The following is a 22,617-nucleotide window of genomic DNA, read 5'->3' as shown; positions in this document are numbered from 1 at the left end:
TTTCTCGCGGGCCGCCCTGACGGCGAGCACTTCAGCTAGAGCAACAGCCCGACACGCGGTCACTCGTGAGAGCAGGCGTGTCGGGCCGTACTACCGGGTCGCTCTATAGCGCCAACACGGCTTATCAAGCCTAGGTGTTTGGTCCCGGCATTTTCTGGAGCGGGTTTAGTTTGAATCGCTTCGGTTCGCTTGTCCAGCATTTACAGATGAACTCGTAAGGCGTGAGGCCTTTGAGGGTTTTCAGCCTTCGACCGAAATTGTAAGCGTCGACGAAATCAGCGAGATGGCGTCGCAGTTGGTAGTGGCTGTCGTAGTGATAGCGTTTGACGGTGGCTTCCTTGATAGTGCGGTTCATTCGCTCGACCTGACCATTGGTCCACGGATGATTGATTTTGGTGAAGCGATGCTCGATGCCGTTCTCGCGGCATCGCATGTCGAACATGTGTGTCATGTAGCGGGCGGTTGGGCCATCGGCGTAGCGTGGCGCGAAACGGAACTGAATGCCGTTGTCCGTCAGGATCGTGTGAATCTTGTAAGGAACGGCGGCAATCAACGCGACCAGGAAGTCTGAGGCGGCCACACGGTTGGCGCTCTCGACCAACTGCACGAACGCGAATTTGCTCGTGCGATCGATAGCGACGAACAGATAGAGTTTGCCTTCGGCCGTCTGCACTTCGGCGATGTCGATGTGAAAGAAGCCTATCGGATAAGACTTGAACTTCTTCTTTGGTGGTCTGTCGCCCGCAACCTCGGGTAACCGACTGATCCCGTGCCGTTGCAAGCAACGATGTAATGACGAGCGCGTCAGGTGCGGGATCGTCGCTTGCAAGGCGTAGAGGCAATCATCGAGCGGCAGTAACGTATGCCGACGGAAGGCGACGACGATCGCCTCGTCCTCGACGGAAAGAACCGTCGACTTTGGCTCTTTAGGGCCGGTCGGCAAATCGCTGACCGACGAGCGCTGCTTCCACTTGGCGACCGTCTTCTGGTTTATCCCATAGCGCTTGGCCAGTGCCCTCAGGCTCTCTTGACTATGTTGTATCGCTCGACGGACCGCCTCTGTCGTTGTGGCGCTCCCGTGCAGAATTTGGCCCATAGCGCATCCTTCCATTCCAAGGAAAAGACTGCACCATCAAAGTCCGGGATCAAACACCTAGGCCTATCCACCAACACCACAAGATAAAATCGACGAGCATGCGAACCTTTCTAGCGGCTGCGTTGCTGTGCGTCCTGATGACCCATTTGGCCGATGCGAGGCCTAGGAATCATCTTGTTGAGATCAACAACATGATCGCTGCTCCGACGGGTTCATGCGGCCCTGCCGTGGGGGTGTGATCAACAGGGAGTCCTTGCGACGCAAGCATTCTCGCGCGTGATCCGTCAGGAGGAAATCACCCACTTGAATACCGTCAGGCCGACAGGCCAAAGCGGTCGCAAGGGGGCTGGGGTGTCTGAGCGCAAACCAAAAGACGCGCGGCGATATCTCACGTCCTCTAGTAACTCACCCAATATCTCGAAGCGCAGAAAGCCAAGTATATCGCCCCCGAAACACCAAAAAGAACACTTGCACCCCAGAGGCCACCCTCAACCAATAGATCAAGGAAAACCGGCGAAGCGTCTTGTTGTACCGTGAGCAAAACCCGCTTGTGCCTGAAGTGAGCAAATACCGCGAAGGTGCATGCAAGGCCCGCTGTAATAGACACAAATGCAATCTGGCCTATCACTTAGGCACCTCCTTCAATGTGGTTGGCTGCTGGCTGCCATCACCCTAGCACGCCGCATACAGAGACATATCGTTAATGATAGGCTTCCCGATCGCTGCTCTCCTTTTATTGACCGATGCGGCCCGTCGAGTTCTACCGCGGTGGACACGGCGGTTAAGCCCATCTCTGCAATTGCGTCTGCGTTGGGCTACTCGGCGCATTCTCGCCGGATTTAGGTGGCGTGCCGCGCCCGGTGAAGACGGAGAGACTGAGTAGCATCACAAGCACTGCAAATAAAGAATCAGGCGTTTCGTGCTTGCCCAAACGTAGGTGTGATATTTGCTCATTATGTCGGCGCCCGAAGGCCTGGGGACGACAGCCACTGGTCGATGTGCGACGCTGTTTCAGCCTGGCGTGCTTCTCGGATTAGCCGCTCTCGCTCAACGCCGAGCTGAGTACCGCGCGCCTCTTTACGCAGACGCTGAGCTTCATCGTTGAGACGTTGATAGAGCGATTTTGGATTCGGTAGAAAGCGAGATCGAGTCTGCATGGCGTGGCTCCTTTTTTGGCAGGAGACGGAAGCGCAACGCTCTCAGTCACCGATAAATGCAGAGGCCTGGACTGCGAAGCGAGGGCGAGCGCTGATAACGATGTAAGCACCGTCATTATGCGGCTTTGTGGCGAAAAAGCCTGACTAAAAGGAAGGCTTGACGCGTTAGCCGCACGGAATGGATGCTTCGGTCGTCCACCTGGCGTTGCACTTAGTGCAGTACCATTCGTTGGTGACGATATGAGGCGAATATCGCGAGTTCATGGGTGCTGTTACGGTATTCCCACAAGCGCAGGTATCAGTCCCTTCGGGGCGCGATCTTCGGACGGGTATCTCACGGGCGGCACGATTTGCCCATCTGCGCTCCGAGCTTCTCTGAAGATGAATCGGATAGACCATGGCGTACATAGCTTGCTCCCTTTGTGGGCGGGAGCACAGGAGCGTCTCTCTGTCGCCAGTGCCGGTTGGATAGCGTTGCTGGCAATAATACCTATATGGGCAGTCCCACCGATCAAAACTAGAGCCGCACAAAAGAAAAGAAGGTATTATGGTCGAGTTTGGTGGGCAGACGCCCCGTCGCGGAAGGCTGCACCAATATTCTTAGGGGCGATGTAAATAATCCTGATTTGGAAGAGTAACCTTATGCCAGTTGGGGGTTTGGCTATTGGGGGTGTTGCCCATGGCACCCCGCCTGTGGCGGTCTCGGCATTTGCAGGCTGCCGGGGCCGTCGCTTGGTCTTGTAGAGTCCAGTCCGAAAGCCTTTCCCCGCGCCCCCTGTGATAGACTGACCTCAAGACAGGAGGAGGCAAGTCATGACAGAACGCCGCGAACTATATCGAAGCCCAAATGGCGATTCCTGGTACTTAGGTCGCGAGCCGACAGACGGGCATGCCTTTATCATTCACCAGCCTAATTCCCCATCCGGCGGACGGTTGTCGCATATTGAACTGGGAGAATTCCTACGGAGTGGGAAAGGTCCAGAACAGCAGGCATTGCTCCGTTTGATTGGGACACTCGTCGAAGTGCCGCCATACGCTTAATGCATTGCTCGGGCGGGATTTTCTATTTATGAGTTGGCAACTGTCCATCTAGCCAGTCTTGCTCCTCGGCAAGTGCGAGCCAGGCATGCGTCTGTAGCGGTTCTTCGAAGGCAGGTCCTTCGCATCGTCGGCGAGTTCACCGCAGTTGCGAGCGTTCGCTCGGTGTCTGTCATGGAAGCGGCCTCAAAAATCCGATGTTGGCTTGTTTGCCGAAGTTCGACACCGACATTTCGGTGTGGCGACGCATCCTCTCGCCGGGGTTCAATACTGTCATTTTGCACCATGGCATCGCGTCCGGATCGACGGGTATTATCACCTCGTCCACACGCATCTTACGACCATCGCGCGCGATCCATTCAGAGCCAATCTCAGGTATCATCTCTCTCTCTCTAAAGTCCGAACCGAATGTGGTGTCAGGTGTGGGTAAGCCGCTCTTCAATGACCAGCGCACGGGCGTCGTATTCAAGCGCAAGGGAGCTCAGGCTGGCTATGGTTTTAGGATCCACCCCGGTCTTAGCGAGTCGGCGGCATTTGGCAGCTTGGTCGCGCAGATCGGAGCTTTCTGTCATGGCCTACAAGTCAAGGCTACCAGCATCGTTCCAACTTCATTCTGGTGGTTTCAACTTGTAGTCAGGGAAGATGCTAGCCCAAGGGCGATCCAGCTAGAAGCGAGGCGAGTACTGTTGAGAAAAATGAGGACGTTCGCATGATCGTTCCGTTTTAGGTGAAGATGAATACGAAATGTATCGTCGGAAAATTTCCAACGCCGGAGGAGTTGCTGGTTATTTGCCAGACAAGACGTATTGAAGTGCGCGGCCTATCAGCCAGGTAATCAGAGCGCCAATACTTGCGAAGACAGCCGGAAACCAAGCCATCTCGTGGTCGTTTGGATTTCCGCTTTGCCATAAGACGATAGAGATGAGTCCGCCGAATAAGACGGCAATGCCAGCTAGAATGCAGCCAGCCCAGTAGAGAACATTTCCCACCCTCTTACTCATCTAGGCACCATGTTTTTGACTCTGGCTCAGCCGAAGCCAAATGCGAAAGCTGCTTTCAACAGCACAACGACGAAGAGTGATCCGGCCACCGACATCAAGGCGACTTCGTAGAGGCTTTTGGGGTTTTTGAACATCAGTTCACATACCGCGCCCGATGAATCCAAGCAATCGCATCGCGGGAATCCGAGGCCGTCGTAGTGGGGCTGAAAGGGGAAGAGAAAGGCTTAGCTTTCGGCTTCTTCCTTGAATTCAATCTTCGCTACTATTTCGTTCATCGCGTAATGTACGAATTGCTGCCCTATGCCCGTCAATTCGTATGGTTCGATATCATCAAAAGTTGAGACGCTGGTTTTCGAGCCTTGTCCAGGGGGTGAGCGCGTTGACGGTTGTTTCCTTAGAAAATTTCCGGCGTGGTCTGTAGGGCGATGCTGACGGATTACACTTCCAAGGCTGAGATCTCGAATAAGCATTTTGAAAAGGTCCTGTCCCTGTCGCAAACCACATCCGGCTGGCGGTTGATCAAGAATCCCGCGATGCTGGTGCTCGATGTTGGATTTGTGCAGACTGATCTTTGGAATGGTGATCGACCTGCTGCGGTCGCGAGTTGCACTTGAGGCAGAAATTCTGGTCTTGAGGCAACAAATCAATGTGCTGCGGCGAACTCGTCCCAGGAGACCTCCCTTCATCTCGGTTGACCGACTGATATTGGGAGGTGTCTGCCGGAAATTTGCGAGCCGATTGACAGCGTGGCTCTTCAACTGTCCGGGCACACGCACGGAGGACTGATTCTGGGGATCGACCGGTCGGTTGCCCCGCGCTCGTCTTTCTGCGCGCAAGAGCACTCGCCTTTCTATTCGGCCTTTCTGAGGGCAGCAGCCAAACAAAAGCCCCGCCAGCTACCGAAGTAACTGACGGGGCTTTGAGATGATATTTCGGTGGATTTCTCCCTCCTCGTATCATTCAAATTGACAATGCTTGCGCCACAAAGACGTTCCAGCAAAACCAACATTTTTTTCGAATTGTTTAGGGGGTATGCGCCAATAAGCCGACCAGTTGCTCATGGCTCGAAACCACTATCGTCACCCACGGCGCCTCCAGAAACCGGAATCCCGGTGCGCATCCTGCCGTGCTGCCACACGCTTTCGGGCGACCCTTCTGGTGGTCTCCACGTTGCCGCCGATGTAGTCACGCCGCGTGGAACGACGGTCTGGTTTACGGCGCTCGAAAACTTCCCGCCGGCGTCGAATGCCGGTTACGACGACAATGCCGATTACTCGTCCGAAGCCTTCAACGCTCTCGCGGGCGACAACCTCGCAACCTGGGCGAAACTCGCCGGCTATTCCTCGAATTCCTGCCCTTCGCGGAGGTTGTGCGGAATTTGCGTCAAAACTTCGGCCATCGACTCCCGGATATCCAACCGGACGCCATTTTCGAAATGCGCGACGGAATTTCCGCCTGCTGACTGAACGAAGCGATTGACGCGGCCCAAATTGACCCACGTCCGCGCATTGCTGTCCGCTTCCGTCAGTTCAATGAAAAAGGCCACTCGTTTTTCCTCCTCGCTAGATTGGTTCCTGAATGCCACGTTTGCGCGGTCCTCAACCCGTGTCGACCGTCATCGTTCCAGATAGTGAGCGCGGACGGACCAAGCAAACCCTGAAGAAGGCTATCCGCGACGAAACCGCTACCGCGAAGCTGATCCGCACTGTGGCAGCTTCCAGAATTCCCTGTGTGTACCGAAAACTTAAACACAGGCGTAGCGGTGATGAAGTCCGCCCAGGATGGCGCGTGAACTGATCACACCGGTTCGCTGAACCGGGCGAGAAACCGGCGCATCCTTGTTCAGGGATCAATGCGTTCGGACGCCGTTGTAATAGTCAGCATAAGATTTGAGTATCCGGCGCAAATGTGCCTCGCCACAGATGATTGCGTGATCGAGACACTCGCGACGGATCGATCCAATCAGCCGTTCGGCAAAGCCATTCTGCCAGGGTGAGGCCGGTTCAATAGGCTTGTCCCGGATGCCCATGGCACGCAGTCGGCGTGTGACGACCGCACCGTAAATGCGATCACGGTCCCGGATCATGTAACCCGGAGCACCGTCCCAAGGGAAAGCCTCGGTGATCTGCCGAGCGATCCACTCCGCCGTCGGGTTGGCTGTGACGTTGATCCAGACGAGATCTCTGCGATCAATCCGTACAATCACGAAGCCGTAAGCAGTTTGAAGCCAATGGTCGGGACCACGAACAAATCCATGGCGGCAATATCCGGAGCGTGGTTTCGCAAGAAGGTCTTCCACCCCTAACTGGGCGGTCCACGTCGTTTCACCATGTACCTGGCGACGGTTGATTGGGCGACGCTAAATCCAAGCTTGAGCAGTTCGCCGTGGATGCGCGGCGCACCCCAAAGCAAATTCTCCATGCTCATCTGCCGGATCAGCGCGCGCAGGTCCGCTTCGATTTGCGGGCGACCACCCCGCCGCCGCGATTTCCACCGCCAGTAGCAGCGAAAGCCCACCCGATGCCAACGCACGAGGGTTTCAGGTTGGACAATCGTGATAACCGTCAGGATTGATGGAAACCAGCGATACAGCTGGACGAAGAACCAGCGATCGCTGGTTGCGGGTCGAACACGGCCACGCCGCTTGCGCCGCAATACAATCAATGTCGAAGCACCGCGTTCTCAGCTTCAAGCCGCAACTTCGACTTGAATGGCGAGGCCAGGACAGCCAGAACGAAACAGAGCAGCCCGATCATTCCACCAGCTTAGGCGATTCCATCACATCATCAATTCGGATGAGGTTTTCGGCACACACACCCACCGTGAAGCGTACAGCGGGTCACCCGGCGATGCTCGGCCCTATCAGGTGCCACCGCTATACTCAGTATCTTGTTGGCCCTGAGGATGTTTCGGGTCGATCATATCTGCCCTTACGGCCTTCCTGATTTCGGCCATCCTGATTTCTTCCTCGTCGGCCTGCTGGCTCGGCTTTTGACTTTGGTTCGGTTGCTGCAGGTCCGGATTTTTCTCGTTTTGATTGGACATAGGGAGCTCCTTTTTTTGTTGCCCCCACGGCTGAACATATAGTGACAGCCGGTACGCTCTTGCAGAGTCGGGCCACCTTTTTTTGTCCCTCGCCAGCTTCCGATTTTTCCACCATTTGGCCTGAGTGCCACGCACCGGCTCGCCCGTGCGCGGTCGCTTTAGGAACGGTAATAGTTCGGTGAAGTTGTTGTTCCTAGACAGGCATGGAGCGCAGCCATGACATTCCCGAATGAAAACGAGCCTCCCAGGGGGACAAGGGATGAAAGGCGCATCAACACCACCCGCTGGGCGATCGCGGGCGCGGTTGTCCTGGTGCTGTTCGGCCTCCTGCTAATCTACCCCGGCCGCAAAACGCACGATAAATCCGCCGAGAATCCGCCCAGCCCCGCGACGCAATCGCAGCCGCAGAAATGAGCTTGAAAGCCACCAGCGCCATTACGGGCGCTGACGACAATACGAACTGCGCGAGGCAACGCCGTCCCGGCCTCAAGGAAGTTGCCGACTGTTTTCGATCGAGCCGAAGGCGGGTGCGACACCGCTGAGCGACGCCCGCGAAAAGGCCCGCCGGTTGCAGTCACAGCGGGCCTTTCGGGACCGGGATCAGCCGTACCAAGCGATCAACCGGTCCGGATGAATAATGCGGGCGGCGGGGATGTGGTTTCAAAGAAAAACCCGCCGGGGAGATCGAGTTCATGATGAAGCGACTGTGTAACGCGGAGTGACGCGCGAAGCCCGCCGACGATGGGCGCGCCGACGGGCTGCAGGGGTTTGACGAAGGAACGTGGGGGCGTTCTCCGTCTTCTGGACAATGCACGGACGGGAAGGGAGTTCCTTGCGATTCTGGTCGGCCGGCAAAAAAAAGACCTGCCAGTTTCCCGGCGGGTCAAGTCACCCCAAGTTAGACGGGCTGCTCAGCCGTTGTCTGTACCGAAAACCTCAAATCCGGCCATAGTGGTGGTGAAGTCCGCCCAGGATGGGGCGTGAACGAATGACACCGGTGTGCTGCACTGAGCGAGAGACCGGTGCATCCTTGTTCAAAGACCGATGCGTTCTGAAACGGTTGTAATAGTCAGCGTAAGGTTTCAGGACCCGACGCAAATGTGCCTCGCCACAGATGATTGCGTGATCGAGACACTCGCGACGGATCGATCCAATCAGCCGTTCGGCAAAGCCATTCTGCCAGGGTGAGGCCGGTTCAATAGGCTTGTCCCGGATGCCTATGGCACGCAGTCGGCGTGTGACGACCGCACCGTAAATGCGATCACGGTCCCGGATCATGTAACCCGGAGCACCGTCCCAAGGGAAAGCCTCGGTGATCTGCCGAGCGATCCACTCCGCCGTCGGGTTGGCTGTGACGTTGATCCAGACGAGATCTCTGCGATCAATCCGTACAATCACGAAGCCGTAAGCAGTTTGAAGCCAATGGTCGGGACCACGAACAAATCTATGGCGGCAATATCCGGAGCGTGGTTTCGCAAGAAGGTCTTCCACCCCTGACTGGGCGGTCCACGTCGTTTCACCATGTACCTGGCGACGGATGATTGGGCGACGCTAAATCCAAGCTTGAGCAGTTCGCCGTGGATGCGCGGCGCACCCCAAAGCAAATTCTCCATGCTCATCTGCCGGATCAGCGCGCGCAGGTCCGCTTCGATTTGCGGGCGACCACCCCGCCGCCGCGATTTCCACCGCCAGTAGCAGCGAAAGCCCGCCCGATGCCAACGCACGAGGGTTTCAGGTTGGACAATCGCGATAACCGTCAGGATTGATGCAACAACCCGGCGGCGGCTAGTTATCGCCGTCTGCCTCTCAGGATCCGGGTCTGTGTACGGAGCGAGAAACCGGCCGGAAAAGATAGGCGGTTAGCCGGAAGCGCCCATCGCGCGCAAGGTATGCAGAGTTATTTCCGGTGAGCAGTTTAAGCGCACGGGAAGAATGCTCGTGCCAGCGCCCACCGAGGTATATCCGACCATGCCGCCATGGCGCCACGGTCCAGCGCCCATGAATCGAGGTAATGCTGCCTCCAGCTTGATTGGAACTCCACCGGGTAGGCAGAGCTGGCCCCCGTGGGTGTGTCCGCAAAACATAAGATCGAATCCCGCGTTCATCGCTCGATCATAAACTTCGGGCGTGTGCGCCAACAAAATCGAAAAGGCGTCTGAAGGAATTTGGTTCGCGGCTTTCTCAACGTCGTCCGCTCGATAGAAATGCGGATCGTCCACACCGGCCAGGAAGATGCGTTGTCCGTCACGGAAAATCGGTTCACTTTCGTTGAAAAGCATATGGATTCCCATCGCTTCCATGGAAGGGGCCATTTGGATGCTGTCGTGGTTTCCAAGTATCCCATAGATCGGCCCTTTCAACCGAGCCTGGATCTCCTCGATGATACCTAGACTTTTTTCGAACGGACCGTACGTCCTGCCACGATAGTCTCCGGTTAAGACACAAATGTCGTATTGAAGGCCGCCGATCACGCTGACCAGATGCCGCATCGCGCCTACACTTATGTCGGCATGCAGATCGCTGATGTGGAGGATAGTGAAATTGTCAAATGCCGGGGGCAGATTGGCGAAAGCCACGCTATGGTGTTTGACAACGACGTGGTCAGCATTTCGACGCGCGCGGCCATAAAGTCCAGTCAGTTTCAACGCGATTCTGACGATCCACGGTGCTGCGTACCAGTTTTCGAGATTGAAGAAGATCAGTCCCTGGCCGAACAGCTGGGCCTCGTGCTCGGCTTCGATTTTCAATCGCCGCTCAACATGTTCTGAGCCAATTCGCTCGATCAGGTCTTGCAGAGATGTTTCGGTCGCAACGTTCGAAGCAGGATCCAAAATCTAGTCTCTCCATTTGGAGACCGCTCCCAACGAAAAGCATGAACGGCATGATAGCTGATAGCTTTTGGCGCCTGACGATTCTTTGCGATTGATACCACAATGACTACCAGTTCACGACTTCTTTTTGCCCGCACCGGAGTTTGGTTGCCATGCCGCAGCGCCCTTTTGGCTTGGTGCTGCCGCGATGATCTTGGCTTTCTCTTTTTTCGGTTTCTTCGACTCGCGATTGCTTTTTGCCACGATGATCTCCTCTCGTTGATAACACGTCTCGTTAAACAGGCGTACTCACATCGAGTAGTAGCGCTTCGCTCTTCGCACTGCGTCGTTGATCTCGTCGGCCAACTGGGCCTCGCCCATTTGATGAAGGTTACCGGTCAGCGCCGAAGCTTGAACCGAACTCATGGGGAGCGGCTCATCGTCGGCGTAGCAGACCTTGATGCGCCAAAGCCCTTCCTGATTTCGATGCGGCTCGATCAGGATTATCGGAAGATCTGGTAATCCGTTTTCAAAAAATAGTACCGACAGCGCGCTCATCATGGCATCTCACTAAATTCGTCGGGGATCTGTCCTTCCCAATAAAAGATCGCCGGCTTCTCGTCATAGTCGCCGGTTTCATCATCAGAGGTTATGGAGAAGGCAACGACGCCTGCCTTGGACAGTGCGAGCCTCTGCGCGGTTCGACGGGCGCCCTCAGCTGATCGACACACAATCGGCCTGTCTGGCTTCAACTGATTACCTTTTGCGGCATTAAAGGCCTGCACGAGAAATTGCGTTTGCGACGACATTCCATGAGCGTGCGCCCTTTCTGGTCCAATAGCTATTCATTAGTTCTGAGTCTTTCCTCATAACGCAGGGTGCCCAAATGTGGATTGGACCGGCCCCTTGCATTTTCCCTAAGGGACCATATGTAGGTAAGGTTCGAACTGTCGCTCTGGCTTGTTGACCGCGCCGAAACCGGCTCCACTCCCCAAGACATCGCTGAACTCGGATCAAGCTTGCACGGATGTCGTGCGAGCGAGCGCGCTTTTGCGCATCTTGGAGATGACAAATGGCAACTGGAACAGTGAAGTGGTTCAACGCGACAAAGGGCTTCGGCTTCATTCAGCCTGACGGTGGCGGGCAGGATATCTTCGTTCATATCAGCGCGGTCGAACGCGCTGGCTTGAGCTCCCTCGACGAGGGTCAGAAGGTTTCGTTCGAAGCCAAGACCGACAGCATGCGCGGCAAGACCAGCGCTGAAAACCTTCGCGTCGATTAATTCGCCGACTTGAGGTACCCACGGATGTACTGGGACCTTTAGATCGGTTGCGTGTCCTCGTTCAGAGGTGTGCTCATGTTATCGAAGTGCGATGAAGACCGCCGGCCGCAAAGCCGGCGGTGTTTTGCTCGTGCGGCGTTTGCACTTAGATCGGCAGCTATTCGTTCTGAAGGAGCTGAACACGAAACGTTCAACGGCAGCGCTGGCATGGAATTCCGCGCGGTCCATCGGCCTGCCGAACGGTAAGAGGGCAGCCCTGATATTTTCGAAGTCGGCGCGCGGGTTGGCGTTGGTTTGAAATCCGCCGTCATCAGCGATGTTGCGTGCCTCGATCGAAGACATCTCCATCGCCGATAAGGTGTAATGGCGCCCGGTTCGCAATGGCGATGTGATCTCCGTCCCCGCTGGCACATGCATGCGGTCGGCGCCGGAAGCCGGAAAACATCGCAGATCTTGCGCGCTAGCGTTCCTGGAGTTATGTCAGCAGCGGCTAGCACTCGTTCATTACGACTGCCAATCCATAATCCCAACAGCAAAGTAGGATCGCATGAACTTTCGTCCGCTTCACGACCGCATCGTGGTCAAGCGTATCGACGCCGAAGACAAAACCGCTGGCGGCATCATCATTCCGGATACGGCCAAGGAAAAGCCCTCGCAGGGCGAGGTCGTAGCCGTCGGCCCCGGCGGCCGTGACGAGGCAGGCAATCTGATCCCGATCGACCTCAATGTCGGCGACCGCGTGCTGTTCGGTAAGTGGTCCGGCACCGAGGTCAAGATCGACGGTCAGGATCTCCTGATCATGAAGGAAAGCGACATCATGGGCGTTCTCACCGATTTGCCCGCCACTAAGAAGAAGGTCGCGTAGGCACAGCCATCATTTCTCAAGAAACCGCCCAATCGCGCGGTCTTAGGGATCTGACGAAAACGGAGATCATTATGTCTGCCAAAGAAGTTAAATTCGGCGTCGATGCTCGCGACAAGATGCTGCGCGGCGTCGAAATTCTCAACAACGCGGTGAAGGTTACGCTCGGCCCGAAGGGCCGCAACGTCGTGCTCGACAAGTCGTTCGGCGCACCCCGCATGACCAAGGACGGCGTTACCGTCGCCAAGGAAATTGAGCTTGAGGACAAGTTCGAGAACATGGGCGCGCAGATGGTGCGCGAAGTTGCTTCCAAGTCCGCGGATGCGGCCGGTGACGGCACCACGACCGCAACGGTCCTCGCCGCTGCGATCGTCCGGGAAGGCGCCAAGTCGGTCGCCGCCGGAATGAATCCGATGGATCTGAAGCGCGGCATTGACCTCGCTGTCGAAGCCGTGGTCGCCGACCTTGCCAGGAACTCCAAGAAGGTCACCTCGAACGAGGAAATCGCCCAGGTCGGCACCATCTCGGCCAACGGCGATTCCGAAATCGGAAAATTCCTCGCCGACGCTATGAAGAAGGTCGGCAACGAGGGCGTCATCACGGTTGAAGAAGCCAAGTCGCTTGAAACCGAACTCGAGGTCGTCGAGGGCATGCAGTTCGACCGCGGCTATATCTCGCCCTACTTCGTCACCAACGCCGAAAAGATGCGCGTTGAAATGGAAGATGCCTACGTCCTCATCAACGAAAAGAAGCTATCTCAGTTGAACGAATTGCTTCCGTTGTTGGAAGCCGTGGTGCAGAGCGGCAAACCGCTTGTGATCGTCGCGGAAGACGTTGAAGGCGAAGCGCTTGCGACGCTGGTGGTCAACCGCCTGCGTGGCGGCCTCAAGGTCGCGGCCGTCAAGGCGCCGGGCTTCGGCGATCGCCGCAAGGCCATGCTGCAGGACATCGCCATCCTGACCGGCGGTCAGGCGATCAGCGAAGACCTCGGCATCAAGCTTGAGAATGTCACGCTGCAGATGCTCGGCCGCGCCAAGAAGGTGATGATCGACAAGGAGAACACCACCATTGTCAGCGGGGCCGGCAAGAAGGCCGACATCGAGGCGCGCGTGGCGCAGATAAAGGCGCAGATCGAGGAAACCACCTCGGACTACGATCGTGAGAAGCTGCAGGAGCGTCTGGCCAAGCTCGCCGGCGGCGTCGCGGTGATCCGCGTCGGTGGCGCGACGGAGGTCGAAGTGAAGGAGCGGAAGGATCGCGTGGACGACGCGATGCATGCGACCCGTGCGGCGGTTGAAGAAGGCATCGTTCCGGGTGGCGGCGTTGCGCTGCTCCGTGCCTCCGAGCAGCTCAAGCGCATTAAGACGCAGAACGATGACCAGAAGACCGGCGTCGAGATTGTGCGCAAGGCACTGTCCGCGCCTGCCCGTCAGATCGCGATCAACGCGGGCGAAGACGGCAGCGTCATCGTCGGCAAGATCCTCGAGAAGGAGCAGTATTCCCACGGCTTCGACTCGCAGACCGGCGAATACGGCAACCTGATCTCTAAGGGCATCATCGACCCGACCAAGGTCGTGCGCACCGCGATACAGAACGCGGCCTCGGTCGCGGCGCTGCTGATCACCACCGAGGCGATGGTCGCCGAGCTGCCGAAGAAGAATGCAGGCGCTGGTGGGATGCCCCCAGGTGGCGGTGGCATGGGAGGTATGGATTTCTAAGTCTAGCTGTTCAGAGCGCAAGAGAAAGACAAAGGCCCGGCACCCCTGCCGGGCCTTCTGCATTAGAGCTTCGCTTCTCCTAGGTTACTGAGTGAAAGGATTGGCGGGGAAAACGTTCCTGGGAGGCGCGATCCAGTCAAACTTGCGCCGCTTTGGCTAACTGGCCGCGCTCATCTCGGTGGACGGCGCACATCCGCTGACGGGCACGCGTTATCATCCGCCAGCCCGATTCTTCATCGGGCGGCCGACTATCACATATCGAACTTGGAGAACTCCTGCGGACGGAGAAGGTCCCGAACAGCAGGCGTTACTCCGTCGGATATCCGGCGCGTGATTACGCAGAAAGGTCAGCCACCCTTGGCTTGGCGGTCCTCGCCGTTTGAGCATGTACTTGGCGACGCTTGATTGAGCGACCTCAAACCCAAGCTTGAGAAGTTCGCCGTGGATGCGTGGTGCGCCCCAAAGTGGATTTTCGATAATCATCTGTCGGATCAACGCGCAACTTCGACTTGAATGGCGAGGCCAGGACGGCCAAAGCGAAACAGAGCAGCCCGATCATTTCGCCAGTTTAGGTGATTTCATCACGTTATCAACTCAGATAAGTTTTCGGTACACACAGCAGGCCAGTCTACGGTATTGAATCGGGAGAGGCGAATGCGGTTCAAATCAAAAAAATCGGGGGTTATCAGATCTACGCTGTGAGCGGTATCAGTACCGTGTCGTTCGGCATCGATGCAAAGGATGCGAATACCGACGGGCTGCGTGGTTTTGCGGTCGAACGACGCGACGTGGTCAGCGCTACTTCATGTGCGGCTTCAAGGTTTTCCCTTCGGTTGTGCCGAATCCGACGGGTGAACAACCGGTGAGCACTTTCGACCAGCGATACAGAGTTCCGTTTGGGACGACTTCACCGCAAAGGAAGATCGCACGTACGAATATTTCTTTCATCCGCACGCGCATCCGACCGCAGAATGGATCGCAAATCAGATCACGCAAGCGTGCGGCTGGAAGCGGACCCCTCGCTATCTGATCCGCGACCGGGACGGGGCCTATGGCGAAGTCTTTTTTCGAAGAGTTCGATCCATGGACATTCGTGATCGACCGCCGTCGCCGCGCTCGCCATGGCAAAGCGCATATGCTGAATGGCTGATCGGTGAGATCCGGCGGGAATGCCTTGACCATGTTGTTGTATTCGGCGAGCGGCATCTTCGTCACGTGCTGCTGTCGTACATGAACTACTATAATGAGACGCGCAGCACCTATCGTTAGACAAGGATGCGCCCTATCGCGCACGGTTCAGGGGGCAGGGCGTATTCTTCGCCTTCCAATCCTGGGCGGGCTGCATCACCAATATATTCGGATTTGATTTGCGACAGGCACAGGATCGCGCTGGCCGCGCTGACACCAAAATGCTCGGCGGCCTGTCGACAGGACAAGCCACCATCAATCGCGGCGATCACCCTTTGGCGAAGATCAACGGAAAGCGCCTTGGCCATGCATGCTGACCTCCTTCGCCAGCACGCAGCTTGAACCTGACTCGCGCCATTTTGGGAATCCCCAACGATTCATTCCGGTCGGAAAATGCTCTAGCGCCAGGAATCTCTCGCCCAAACTCACGGTAGACGGCAAGAGACCGAATGTAACGGCGCCGTTCGTCTCGACGGCGCCCAGTGAGCGGAGTGGCATTAGCTGCATGGATTACAGCGCCTTCCACTGGATGTTGCGATAAAAGACCCCGCCGGTGTGGGTCTGGAGACCGATGAAGCGAGGGTCTTGGGCCGTGGATGGAAGCCCGCGGCGAGGCGACTGTGGATCGCCGGTGAAGTGGAAGAGATTGACCATCTGTCCGTTCAGTGCGACCCTGATGTCAGCGCCGTCGACGGTGATTTCGTATTCGTTCCACTCCCCAACCGGATGAACCACAACGGGACCGTCGGTCGGGCCCTTGAAGGAGTAGACTGCGCCCGTGCTGTGGATTGGCGCGTTTGCGGGACGGGCCAACTCGTCGATCTGTATTTCAAAACCGAAGTTGACGCCGACATAGGCGGTATTGTCGTAACCTTCGAGCCTCGGGTCGGGGAATCCGATAAACACTCCCGAATTGTCGTCTGACGCCGTCATCATCCATAGCAGCCGTAATATATAGCGGGTGGGCGTCGGTCTCTTCAGCCAAAGAAGCCCGAGATCTGTTCCGGCCCTTCCCTCCAGCACACCCCGCCGGACCCGAAATGCGCCGGGGTCGTCTCGACCGGGTTGGTTGCTAATGGTGGACATTGTCCAGTCGCCCAGCGACAAGCCATCGAATAGCGTTTCGAACCCCGCATCTGCAGCGAACGGGGGCGGGGTCATGATGAGGTCGCCTGTACGTCGTGATAGCGCGATGCCGGTGAGCATCGGGTTCGGCGAGCCGATGCTTGGGAAAAGTGCGGGGCCTACCGCGTACAGGTTTTCGGTATGGTGGAAGCGTCCTTCACCATCGGAAACGCTTGTGGTCGGATCATTTCCCATCCAAAGGCCCCCGGCTTCGTGATGAGTTGTTCCGAGACCGTCGCGATTGCTCTGGAGCACCTGCATGGGCTGCGCATTCGCGAAGATGGCGGCGACCTTCTGCATAGCCGCATCCATTGCGTTCCACAGGTCCTCGTCGCGCTGCGTCGGGGTGAGCACGACTGATGCGCGGCGCACTCCGTATTCGTCAGTTCGAGAACTCAGGTCGACCCGGCTTGGGTGAGCGCCAAGGTTGGTCGGATCGGCAGGCTCCATTTCTCCAAGGCCCCGTATCGCTATGGCGATATGTGTATCGTTTGAGGTGCGGAGCTGGTCGTAGAAATCGATGTCGGGGACTTTGCGAAAGAGTTCGTCCTCTCCGCCAACGGTATTACCGCCGCCACTCGCTGAGATCTGAAGGTGAAATCGACCGATCAGATCACCGTTCGACCGCGTCGCACGCCCCTTTACAAACAGCGCCGCCGTTTGCAATTCGTTAACTGCGGAGGACAGGCCCGAGATCGCTGAGCGAGGCACTCGGATGACCAGGTTCGAGCGAAGATGCGCCGTCAGGTTCTTGCCTAAAAGCGGCAAGGTCGGAAGTCCAGTGCCGTCGAACGAGGCCAGTGCCAGCCTCGCGTTCTCAATGGTTCCAAGCGCAATGACAACAGTGCCGCCCGGCGCAAGATCAATAGGTCCTTGGCTTGTATCAATGCCGGTGACCCGCCACGTGCCGTTGGCAGTCGGCAGTGTGCGGAGGGACAACACATGTGTGTCGGGCAGGATCATGAATTCCTTGATGGCGTCGTTACCGTTCGAGGTCCCAGCCGCCGTCCTGGCTGCCTTCATCAGGAGCGGCACCACGCTGAATTTGTTGAGAGGAAAGAAGCCCGCGTGGGGTGGCCGCGCCTGCACCGCAAGCGGCGCCTCAAGCTTCAGCATATTCAGGAGATCAGTTTGAGACAGCCCGCCCGTAGAGGTTAGACCGAGCAGCTTCGCCGGGTCGGAGCCGGGCTTCAGGAGAGGCGACGCGGGGAGCGCGCCGAGGGGAAACACGTCAGGGACGCTGGTGAGATTGTCGAAGAGCTGACGACGCAAACCATTCTGCAGCTCTCCGGAAATGAAATCGTTGGCCTCGTCGACCCCGATCTGTCTTGAGCTCTCGTCGAAATAACGGCTGTTCAGGGCAACAACAGTGACTGCAGGCCAAGTCGCCATCTCTTCATCGAGAAGGCGAGGCGACCAGCCACCCCAATATAGCGATCGGCCGCCTACCGTGTAGGCGAGCCCTTTGAAGGGAATGGTGGATTTCCAAGGAAGGCCCCAGACCTCATTGCGCGCTGGCTCCGGCTGCGGCGCGTTCTCATTCAAAAAGAAAGGACTCGCCGGGTCAGCGAAACCCTGAATGCCGGTGTTCTGGACGTGTTCAGGAATGCTGAACAGCCCGGCTTCTACGACCAGTGTGCGCAGTCCACCCCCCGCCTGTTTCTGACGAAACCAAAGATGTTCTGCAATCGCGGAGCCGAAGGTCCCACCGCCTACGATGATGAAGTCGAAAGGGCGTCCACCAGCGGTCTTCCACGCATCTACTTCGGCGAGGTTGTTGCAGAGATAGCGGCCTTGGACGTCTTTGGTGAAGGAGGTCCTCTCCGTTGCTGTAGGCATGCTCGCTTCTCCTGATGCAACACGCTTCCCAACCTATGTCGTCCGTTCCTCTGTTGCTCGGATGCAAGTCTCCCTATGATCCTTGGACAGCTCCGTACCCATAACGCTCGTCAATACGGCAAGCCGCTGCCGTCATGGAAACCTGTCGCGAGCTTTCAAGGCAAGTTCGCGCCTCATCTTTCCGAGGATTACGAATTCGAGGAAGAGATTGTGTTGTTGAGTGGCGAGCGAGCGAAAGGGCGAGACGGAGCTCTCTGGCCTGATCGGGAGTGTTCATGCCGTTGCACCCTCAATGCTAGGGCCCCCTTGTCGGGGTGTCTCACAGCGCCTTGAAAGGTTCACTGACTTAAGCAAAATCCACGATCAAGGTTAACTGGCAGCGGGCGCGTTCAGCGATGCAGATTTTCCGCCCAGTGGTTCTGCGCATACCGGATTACAGCTGGCAGGAGCTATCTGCGGTCAGCGCTCGGCGCGCTGTGACAGACCGGAAGTTGGGCGCAACCGCAATAACTCTTAATGCCGACCTTGTAGAAGGAAGGCCGCATGACCGTTGACACTATCGAGAATAGGCTTTTTATTCGGGGCACGGGGATCTGCGATCTCCCCGCGAGGCGACATGCCCAAGTATCGCGTCCTGGAACACCAAGGGCGCAACATGTCAGCATCATACACTTCGATTTCATCCGATAAATTATCACGACTGATCGGCACGGCGGGCGCGCCGATGCTGATCGATGTCCGCCTAGATGAAGATTTCTCTGGCGACCCGCGCTTGATTCCAAGCGCCGTGAAGCGCTCGCATCTTGACCTTCAGCAATGGGCACCGCCTCTGAACGGACAATCGGTGGTCGTGATCGGCAATAAGGGCCAAAAGCTTAGTGAGGGAACCGCGGCCTGGCTCCGGTGCAGCAACGTCGCCGCCGAAATTCTGGAAGGGGGTCATCTGGGTTGGAAGGAGGCAAAACTGCCAACCATCCCCGCGGACAAGATCCCTAAACGCGACGAATCAGGGCGTACAGTCTGGGTCACGCGATCGCGCCCGAAGATCGATCGCATTGCCTGTCCATGGCTGATCCGCCGCTTCGTCGATCCGTCCGCGGTCTTCCTCTTCGTAACGCCGGCTGAGGTGGAAGCTGTGGCCGAGCGCTTCGACGCTACTCCCTTCGACATTGAAAATACATTCTGGAGCCATCGAGGCGAACTTTGCACCTTTGATGTCATGGTGGCGGAGTTCGGGCTTGCGACGCCGCCGCTGGAGCGATTAGCGGCGATGGTTCGCGCTGCCGACACTGCACGGCCGGATCTGTCTCCGGAGGCACCTGGCCTTCTAGCAGCCTCGCTGGGCCTGTCACGCATGTTCGACGACGACCTCGAACAATTGAATGCAGGTCTTCTTCTCTACGATGCGTTCTATCGGTGGTGCCGCGACGCGACGAAGGAGACGCATAACTGGCCGACCAACAAGGTGAAGCCATGACCGACGTCGCAGCGAATCAAAAGACTGGCGCCGAGGCATTGGGGCACGGAATTTCCTTAAACGAGGCGCTTCCCGTTTGGATACGGGTGGCCATTCTAAGCTTCGGCGGGCCGGCAGGCCAGATTGCCGTCATGCACCGCGTTCTGGTCCAGGAGAAGAATTGGATCTCCGAGAGCCGGTTCCTGCACGCCTTGAACTACTGCATGATTCTGCCGGGACCTGAGGCGCAGCAACTCGCCACCTACATCGGCTGGCTCATGCACCGGACAGTCGGAGGTCTTGTGGCGGGCGGTCTGTTCATTGTGCCGGGCGTCGTGACTATCATGGGTCTCAGCTACGTCTATGCGATCTACGGGAATGTCGGGTTCGTCGAAGCTCTGTTCTTCGGCCTGAAAGCTGCAGTGCTCGCCATAGTGATGCAGGCTGTTGTCCGCGTCGGTAAGCGCGCGCTCCGCAATCCGATTATGGTGGCTCTCGCAGCCATGGCGTTCGTTGCCATCTTTTTTTTCAGTGTACCGTTCCCGCTCATTATCGTCGCTGCCGCTCTCATCGGCTTCCTGGGCGCACGACTAGGCCGCCCAGAATTCGCGGCACTGGAGCACAGGGGAAAAAATACTGCCGTGATCGACAGTATGCTCGGCGAGGGAATTCCCGAACACGTAAGGCCCAATACGGCGCGCACGCTGCGACTGCTTGTAGCTTGGCTCGCAATCTGGCTCGTTCCGGTTTTTGCGTTGTTTGTCGCGCTTGGCCCGGACGACGTCTTCAGCCAAATCGCAATCTTCTTCAGTAAAATGGCGATGGTTACGTTCGGAGGAGCTTACGCCGTCTTGGCTTATGTCGCGCAGCAGGCGGCCGAGTATTATCACTGGGTCACACCGCGGGAAATGCTCGATGGTCTCGGCATGGCCGAGACCACCCCCGGGCCCCTCATCATGGTCGTCCAATTCGTGGGCTTCATGGCCGCCTTCCGCGAGACTAGCGGACTCTCCCCGCTTATGGCCGGAACGCTTGGTGGGCTGCTCGCGACTTGGGTGACCTTTGCGCCGTGCTTCCTCTGGATTTTCGTCGGAGCGCCCTATATCGAGGCCCTGCGGGGCAACAAGGCGCTCGCCGGAGCGCTCTCGGTGATTACCGCTGCCGTGGTCGGCGTTATCTTGAATCTGTCGATTTGGTTCGCGCTGCACACGCTATTTCATCAGACGTTCCCGATTCACAAATTCGGCCTGTCGTTCGACGCACCCGTTCTGAGCAGCATCGACATTCGAGCTTTTCTCCTGTCACTCGCAGCGGCTACTGCAATCTTCCACTTCAAAGTGGGGATGCTCATTGTCCTGGCGGCCTCCTGCGCCGCAGGCATATTTTTGCGTTTGGCGGGCATCATTTAAACTATGAACGCTGACGAACTGTTTTTGACGAGACCTTGAGAGACATAAGAAGGAGCTTTTATGCGAAACGTACTCTCAGCGCTGATAGGCATAAGCGCCTGCTTCATGGCAGTGAATGGAAGCACTTACGCGCAAGATCAGGGCGTAGACTGGGGGGAGGTCGATGGAATACTCGGTCGAAAGGCGGCGGTCGCCGAAGACGTGCATCGTTATGGTTTCCCTCGAACCGATTTGACGGTGACCCTTGACGGCGTGACCATCAAGCCGGCTTTGGCGCTCGGTGGCTGGGTCGCATTTAAGCGAGCTCACGATGGCGCAATGGCGATGGGAGACCTCGTATTGTTGGAAAGTGAAATCAACCCAGTCATGTTGAAGATGATCGCTGGCGGGCTCGAGATCACGGCCATCCATAATCATCTGCTCCGGGCGAGCCCCGCGACGTTCTACATGCATGTGGCCGGGCATGGAGACCCCGCCAAACTCGCCACCGTGCTCCATGACGCGCTTGCCGAAAGTAAAACCCCGCTTCAGGTTACTCCGTCGTCAAATCCACCTTCTGCTGTCGACCTCGATACCGCGCAACTAGACCAAATTATCGGCGCGAAGGGTAAGACCAATGGCGGCGTCTATCAGTTCAATGTGCCGCGACGTGATCCTGTCAGCGAAGGTGGCATGACGTTGGCGCCGGCCGGGCCGATGGGTGTGGCGATCGGAATCAACTTTCAACCGACGGGCGATGGTAAGGCTGCTATCACCGGCGACTTCGTCCTGACAGGCGATGAGGTCAATCCGGTGGTAGCTGCGCTGCGCACGCACGGCATCGAAGTCACTGCACTTCACAGCCACATGCTCGACGAGCAGCCAAGGCTCTTCTTCATGCACTTCTGGGCCAATGACGATGCAATCAAGCTCGCCAAAGGCCTACGCGCAGCACTCGACAAAACCGCAAGCACAAAAAACTGAGGCGGCGACCCCACTCGGCGTAATGCGACACAACGCCCGTTCAGGCGGCAGAGTTGCCAAGTTACCGATAGCCCATTCCCGGTATATATGAGCGCAATTCTGCATTTCCTGCCTCGCATTACCCCGTGGTGGTCTTTCCTCATTCACCATCAGCTAATGCATTCCCGCTGGCTGAACTTCGTCGCCAAGCGCGCGCATCGAGCGACCAGCGACCCGATCCGGACAGCAACATGAAGATTGCGCCCATCAGCATCGCCCAGTCGGTGCGCGTCTCATGAGTGAAGCTCAGGAAACCATAGCGATCCAGGTGGCGGAGGCTGAATATCCACCAGTTGCGGCCTAACAGGATTGGGATTTTCGTGGAGATGATCGCCACGATCATGATGACGATGATCGGTACGGCCACCGCGCGCGAAGCATAGCCGATCATGAACATGGTCCCCGCTAGTATTTCAATCACGCCAACGAACGGCCCAAAGAATTCTGGCCAGGGAATACCGATCTTGACGAAACGGCCGGCACCGAGAATGTCGGCATGCGTCAGCTACGAAGCCGAGATCGGCAAATGGACCTTTCCGCTTTCATACTGGTAAAACAGTCCTGGACCGGACGAGATCGAGGTGTGGCT

At 57.2% G+C, this 22,617-nt stretch carries 23 protein-coding genes and 1 pseudogene; 9 read left to right on the top strand and 15 right to left on the bottom strand.

The window, feature by feature from the left end; genetic code table 11:
* Window positions 1–130: 130 nt before the first annotated feature.
* The 6 genes from ACM561_RS13370 to ACM561_RS13345 form a co-directional block, all read right to left on the bottom strand.
* Entirely contained in the window at window positions 131–1,096 is a 966-nt protein-coding gene (locus ACM561_RS13370) for an IS481 family transposase (RefSeq protein ID WP_425904734.1), read from the bottom strand.
* Between the two features lie 2,611 nt (window positions 1,097–3,707).
* On the bottom strand, window positions 3,708–3,863 hold the full coding sequence (locus ACM561_RS13365) for a hypothetical protein (RefSeq protein ID WP_425905625.1): 156 nt from the start codon (window positions 3,861–3,863) through the stop codon (window positions 3,708–3,710).
* 1,765 nt (window positions 3,864–5,628) lie between these two features.
* Entirely contained in the window at window positions 5,629–5,838 is a 210-nt protein-coding gene (locus ACM561_RS13360; protein ID WP_425905624.1) for a hypothetical protein, read from the bottom strand.
* 303 nt (window positions 5,839–6,141) lie between these two features.
* On the bottom strand, window positions 6,142–6,498 hold the full coding sequence (locus tag ACM561_RS13355; RefSeq protein ID WP_425905622.1) for an integrase core domain-containing protein: 357 nt from the start codon (window positions 6,496–6,498) through the stop codon (window positions 6,142–6,144).
* Between the two features lie 95 nt (window positions 6,499–6,593).
* Window positions 6,594–6,956 carry a hypothetical protein gene (locus ACM561_RS13350; protein ID WP_425905620.1) on the bottom strand — a complete coding sequence of 121 codons (363 nt, stop codon included), beginning with the start codon at window positions 6,954–6,956 and terminating at the stop codon, window positions 6,594–6,596.
* A gap of 198 nt (window positions 6,957–7,154) precedes the next feature.
* Window positions 7,155–7,337, bottom strand: coding sequence for a hypothetical protein (locus ACM561_RS13345; RefSeq protein ID WP_425905619.1), 183 nt, complete (start codon window positions 7,335–7,337; stop codon window positions 7,155–7,157).
* A 216-nt stretch (window positions 7,338–7,553) separates the two neighbouring features.
* Here ACM561_RS13345 and ACM561_RS13340 point away from each other — a divergent pair, with 216 nt between their 5' ends.
* Window positions 7,554–7,751 carry a hypothetical protein gene (locus ACM561_RS13340; RefSeq protein WP_425905617.1) on the top strand — a complete coding sequence of 66 codons (198 nt, stop codon included), beginning with the start codon at window positions 7,554–7,556 and terminating at the stop codon, window positions 7,749–7,751.
* Between the two features lie 522 nt (window positions 7,752–8,273).
* Here the strand turns inward: ACM561_RS13340 and ACM561_RS13335 are convergent.
* From ACM561_RS13335 to ACM561_RS13325, 3 genes are all read right to left on the bottom strand, one after another.
* On the bottom strand, window positions 8,274–8,735 hold the full coding sequence (locus ACM561_RS13335) for an integrase core domain-containing protein (RefSeq protein WP_425905616.1): 462 nt from the start codon (window positions 8,733–8,735) through the stop codon (window positions 8,274–8,276).
* A complete protein-coding gene (locus ACM561_RS13330; protein ID WP_425905614.1) occupies window positions 8,732–9,061 on the bottom strand; it encodes a hypothetical protein in 330 nt (109 codons plus the stop codon). Before ACM561_RS13330 ends, ACM561_RS13335 begins: the two co-directional genes overlap by 4 nt.
* Before the next feature lie 135 nt (window positions 9,062–9,196).
* Window positions 9,197–9,826, bottom strand: a complete 630-nt coding sequence (locus ACM561_RS13325; protein ID WP_425905613.1) for a metallophosphoesterase — start codon at window positions 9,824–9,826, stop codon at window positions 9,197–9,199.
* On the opposite strand from ACM561_RS13325, the gene ACM561_RS13320 reads away from it, so the two are divergent.
* On the top strand, window positions 9,818–10,105 hold the full coding sequence (locus ACM561_RS13320; RefSeq protein WP_425905611.1) for a hypothetical protein: 288 nt from the start codon (window positions 9,818–9,820) through the stop codon (window positions 10,103–10,105). The two genes, ACM561_RS13325 and ACM561_RS13320, sit on opposite strands and share 9 nt — an antisense overlap.
* Before the next feature lie 177 nt (window positions 10,106–10,282).
* Here ACM561_RS13320 and ACM561_RS13315 read toward each other — a convergent pair whose 3' ends face one another.
* The 3 genes from ACM561_RS13315 to ACM561_RS13305 are packed head-to-tail and all read right to left on the bottom strand — an operon-like array spanning window position 10,283 to window position 10,956.
* Window positions 10,283–10,411 (bottom strand): hypothetical protein, encoded by a 129-nt coding sequence (locus ACM561_RS13315; RefSeq protein WP_425905609.1) that lies wholly within the window; start codon window positions 10,409–10,411, stop codon window positions 10,283–10,285.
* Between the two features lie 45 nt (window positions 10,412–10,456).
* Window positions 10,457–10,708 (bottom strand): hypothetical protein, encoded by a 252-nt coding sequence (locus ACM561_RS13310; protein WP_425905607.1) that lies wholly within the window; start codon window positions 10,706–10,708, stop codon window positions 10,457–10,459.
* Window positions 10,705–10,956: a hypothetical protein gene (locus tag ACM561_RS13305; RefSeq protein WP_425905606.1), complete on the bottom strand. Its 252-nt coding sequence runs from the start codon at window positions 10,954–10,956 to the stop codon at window positions 10,705–10,707. The genes ACM561_RS13310 and ACM561_RS13305 overlap by 4 nt, the downstream gene beginning before the upstream one ends.
* A gap of 263 nt (window positions 10,957–11,219) precedes the next feature.
* Between ACM561_RS13305 and ACM561_RS13300 the strand changes: the two genes are divergently transcribed.
* From ACM561_RS13300 to ACM561_RS13285, 4 genes are all read left to right on the top strand, one after another.
* Window positions 11,220–11,429 carry a cold-shock protein gene (locus tag ACM561_RS13300; protein ID WP_079447074.1) on the top strand — a complete coding sequence of 70 codons (210 nt, stop codon included), beginning with the start codon at window positions 11,220–11,222 and terminating at the stop codon, window positions 11,427–11,429.
* A gap of 547 nt (window positions 11,430–11,976) precedes the next feature.
* Entirely contained in the window at window positions 11,977–12,294 is a 318-nt protein-coding gene (locus ACM561_RS13295) for a co-chaperone GroES (protein ID WP_425905604.1), read from the top strand.
* 71 nt (window positions 12,295–12,365) lie between these two features.
* Window positions 12,366–14,009 carry a chaperonin GroEL gene (groL, locus tag ACM561_RS13290; protein WP_425905603.1) on the top strand — a complete coding sequence of 548 codons (1,644 nt, stop codon included), beginning with the start codon at window positions 12,366–12,368 and terminating at the stop codon, window positions 14,007–14,009.
* A gap of 1,083 nt (window positions 14,010–15,092) precedes the next feature.
* On the top strand, window positions 15,093–15,278 hold the full coding sequence (locus tag ACM561_RS13285) for an integrase core domain-containing protein (protein WP_425905601.1): 186 nt from the start codon (window positions 15,093–15,095) through the stop codon (window positions 15,276–15,278).
* A gap of 119 nt (window positions 15,279–15,397) precedes the next feature.
* Here the strand turns inward: ACM561_RS13285 and ACM561_RS13280 are convergent.
* Both ACM561_RS13280 and ACM561_RS13275 read right to left on the bottom strand, forming a co-directional pair.
* A pseudogene (locus ACM561_RS13280) lies at window positions 15,398–15,505 on the bottom strand (IS630 family transposase); the annotation flags it as partial.
* A gap of 202 nt (window positions 15,506–15,707) precedes the next feature.
* A complete protein-coding gene (locus tag ACM561_RS13275) occupies window positions 15,708–18,161 on the bottom strand; it encodes a family 16 glycoside hydrolase (RefSeq protein WP_425905600.1) in 2,454 nt (817 codons plus the stop codon).
* 655 nt (window positions 18,162–18,816) lie between these two features.
* Between ACM561_RS13275 and ACM561_RS13270 the strand changes: the two genes are divergently transcribed.
* From ACM561_RS13270 to ACM561_RS13260, 3 genes are read left to right on the top strand one after another with little or no spacing between them, the layout of a single operon-like run.
* Window positions 18,817–19,638 (top strand): chromate resistance protein ChrB domain-containing protein, encoded by an 822-nt coding sequence (locus tag ACM561_RS13270; RefSeq protein ID WP_425905598.1) that lies wholly within the window; start codon window positions 18,817–18,819, stop codon window positions 19,636–19,638.
* The gene (gene chrA / locus ACM561_RS13265) at window positions 19,635–21,026 is read left to right on the top strand and encodes a chromate efflux transporter (protein ID WP_425905596.1); all 1,392 of its coding nucleotides are present in this window, start codon (window positions 19,635–19,637) and stop codon (window positions 21,024–21,026) included. Before ACM561_RS13270 ends, chrA begins: the two co-directional genes overlap by 4 nt.
* A 60-nt stretch (window positions 21,027–21,086) precedes the next feature.
* Window positions 21,087–21,989 carry a DUF1259 domain-containing protein gene (locus tag ACM561_RS13260; protein WP_425905595.1) on the top strand — a complete coding sequence of 301 codons (903 nt, stop codon included), beginning with the start codon at window positions 21,087–21,089 and terminating at the stop codon, window positions 21,987–21,989.
* A 139-nt stretch (window positions 21,990–22,128) separates the two neighbouring features.
* Here ACM561_RS13260 and ACM561_RS13255 read toward each other — a convergent pair whose 3' ends face one another.
* Window positions 22,129–22,518 carry a DoxX family protein gene (locus ACM561_RS13255; RefSeq protein WP_425909748.1) on the bottom strand — a complete coding sequence of 130 codons (390 nt, stop codon included), beginning with the start codon at window positions 22,516–22,518 and terminating at the stop codon, window positions 22,129–22,131.
* Between the last annotated feature and the right edge of the window lie 99 nt (window positions 22,519–22,617).

It is taken from the genome of Nitrobacter sp. TKz-YC02 (assembly GCF_049852135.1).
In the GTDB taxonomy this organism is placed as follows: Bacteria; Pseudomonadota; Alphaproteobacteria; order Rhizobiales; family Xanthobacteraceae; genus Nitrobacter; species Nitrobacter vulgaris.
This window is presented reverse-complemented; position numbering and strand designations above follow the sequence as displayed.

Bases quoted from the DNA above. Each gene is read 5' to 3' on its own strand.
- ACM561_RS13340 (WP_425905617.1), top strand. From the start codon at position 7,554: ATGACATTCCCGAATGAAAACGAGCCTCCCAGGGGGACAAGGGATGAA.
- ACM561_RS13365 (WP_425905625.1), bottom strand. From the start codon at position 3,863: ATGACAGAAAGCTCCGATCTGCGCGACCAAGCTGCCAAATGCCGCCGA.
- ACM561_RS13300 (WP_079447074.1), top strand. From the start codon at position 11,220: ATGGCAACTGGAACAGTGAAGTGGTTCAACGCGACAAAGGGCTTCGGC.
- ACM561_RS13295 (WP_425905604.1), top strand. From the start codon at position 11,977: ATGAACTTTCGTCCGCTTCACGACCGCATCGTGGTCAAGCGTATCGAC.
- ACM561_RS13270 (WP_425905598.1), top strand. From the start codon at position 18,817: ATGTCAGCATCATACACTTCGATTTCATCCGATAAATTATCACGACTG.
- groL (WP_425905603.1), top strand. From the start codon at position 12,366: ATGTCTGCCAAAGAAGTTAAATTCGGCGTCGATGCTCGCGACAAGATG.
- ACM561_RS13310 (WP_425905607.1), bottom strand. From the start codon at position 10,708: ATGATGAGCGCGCTGTCGGTACTATTTTTTGAAAACGGATTACCAGAT.
- ACM561_RS13285 (WP_425905601.1), top strand. From the start codon at position 15,093: ATGGACATTCGTGATCGACCGCCGTCGCCGCGCTCGCCATGGCAAAGC.
- ACM561_RS13325 (WP_425905613.1), bottom strand. From the start codon at position 9,826: ATGCGGCATCTGGTCAGCGTGATCGGCGGCCTTCAATACGACATTTGT.
- ACM561_RS13305 (WP_425905606.1), bottom strand. From the start codon at position 10,956: ATGTCGTCGCAAACGCAATTTCTCGTGCAGGCCTTTAATGCCGCAAAA.
- ACM561_RS13275 (WP_425905600.1), bottom strand. From the start codon at position 18,161: ATGCCTACAGCAACGGAGAGGACCTCCTTCACCAAAGACGTCCAAGGC.
- ACM561_RS13260 (WP_425905595.1), top strand. From the start codon at position 21,087: ATGCGAAACGTACTCTCAGCGCTGATAGGCATAAGCGCCTGCTTCATG.
- ACM561_RS13320 (WP_425905611.1), top strand. From the start codon at position 9,818: ATGCCGCATCGCGCCTACACTTATGTCGGCATGCAGATCGCTGATGTG.
- ACM561_RS13345 (WP_425905619.1), bottom strand. From the start codon at position 7,337: ATGTCCAATCAAAACGAGAAAAATCCGGACCTGCAGCAACCGAACCAA.
- chrA (WP_425905596.1), top strand. From the start codon at position 19,635: ATGACCGACGTCGCAGCGAATCAAAAGACTGGCGCCGAGGCATTGGGG.
- ACM561_RS13370 (WP_425904734.1), bottom strand. From the start codon at position 1,096: ATGGGCCAAATTCTGCACGGGAGCGCCACAACGACAGAGGCGGTCCGT.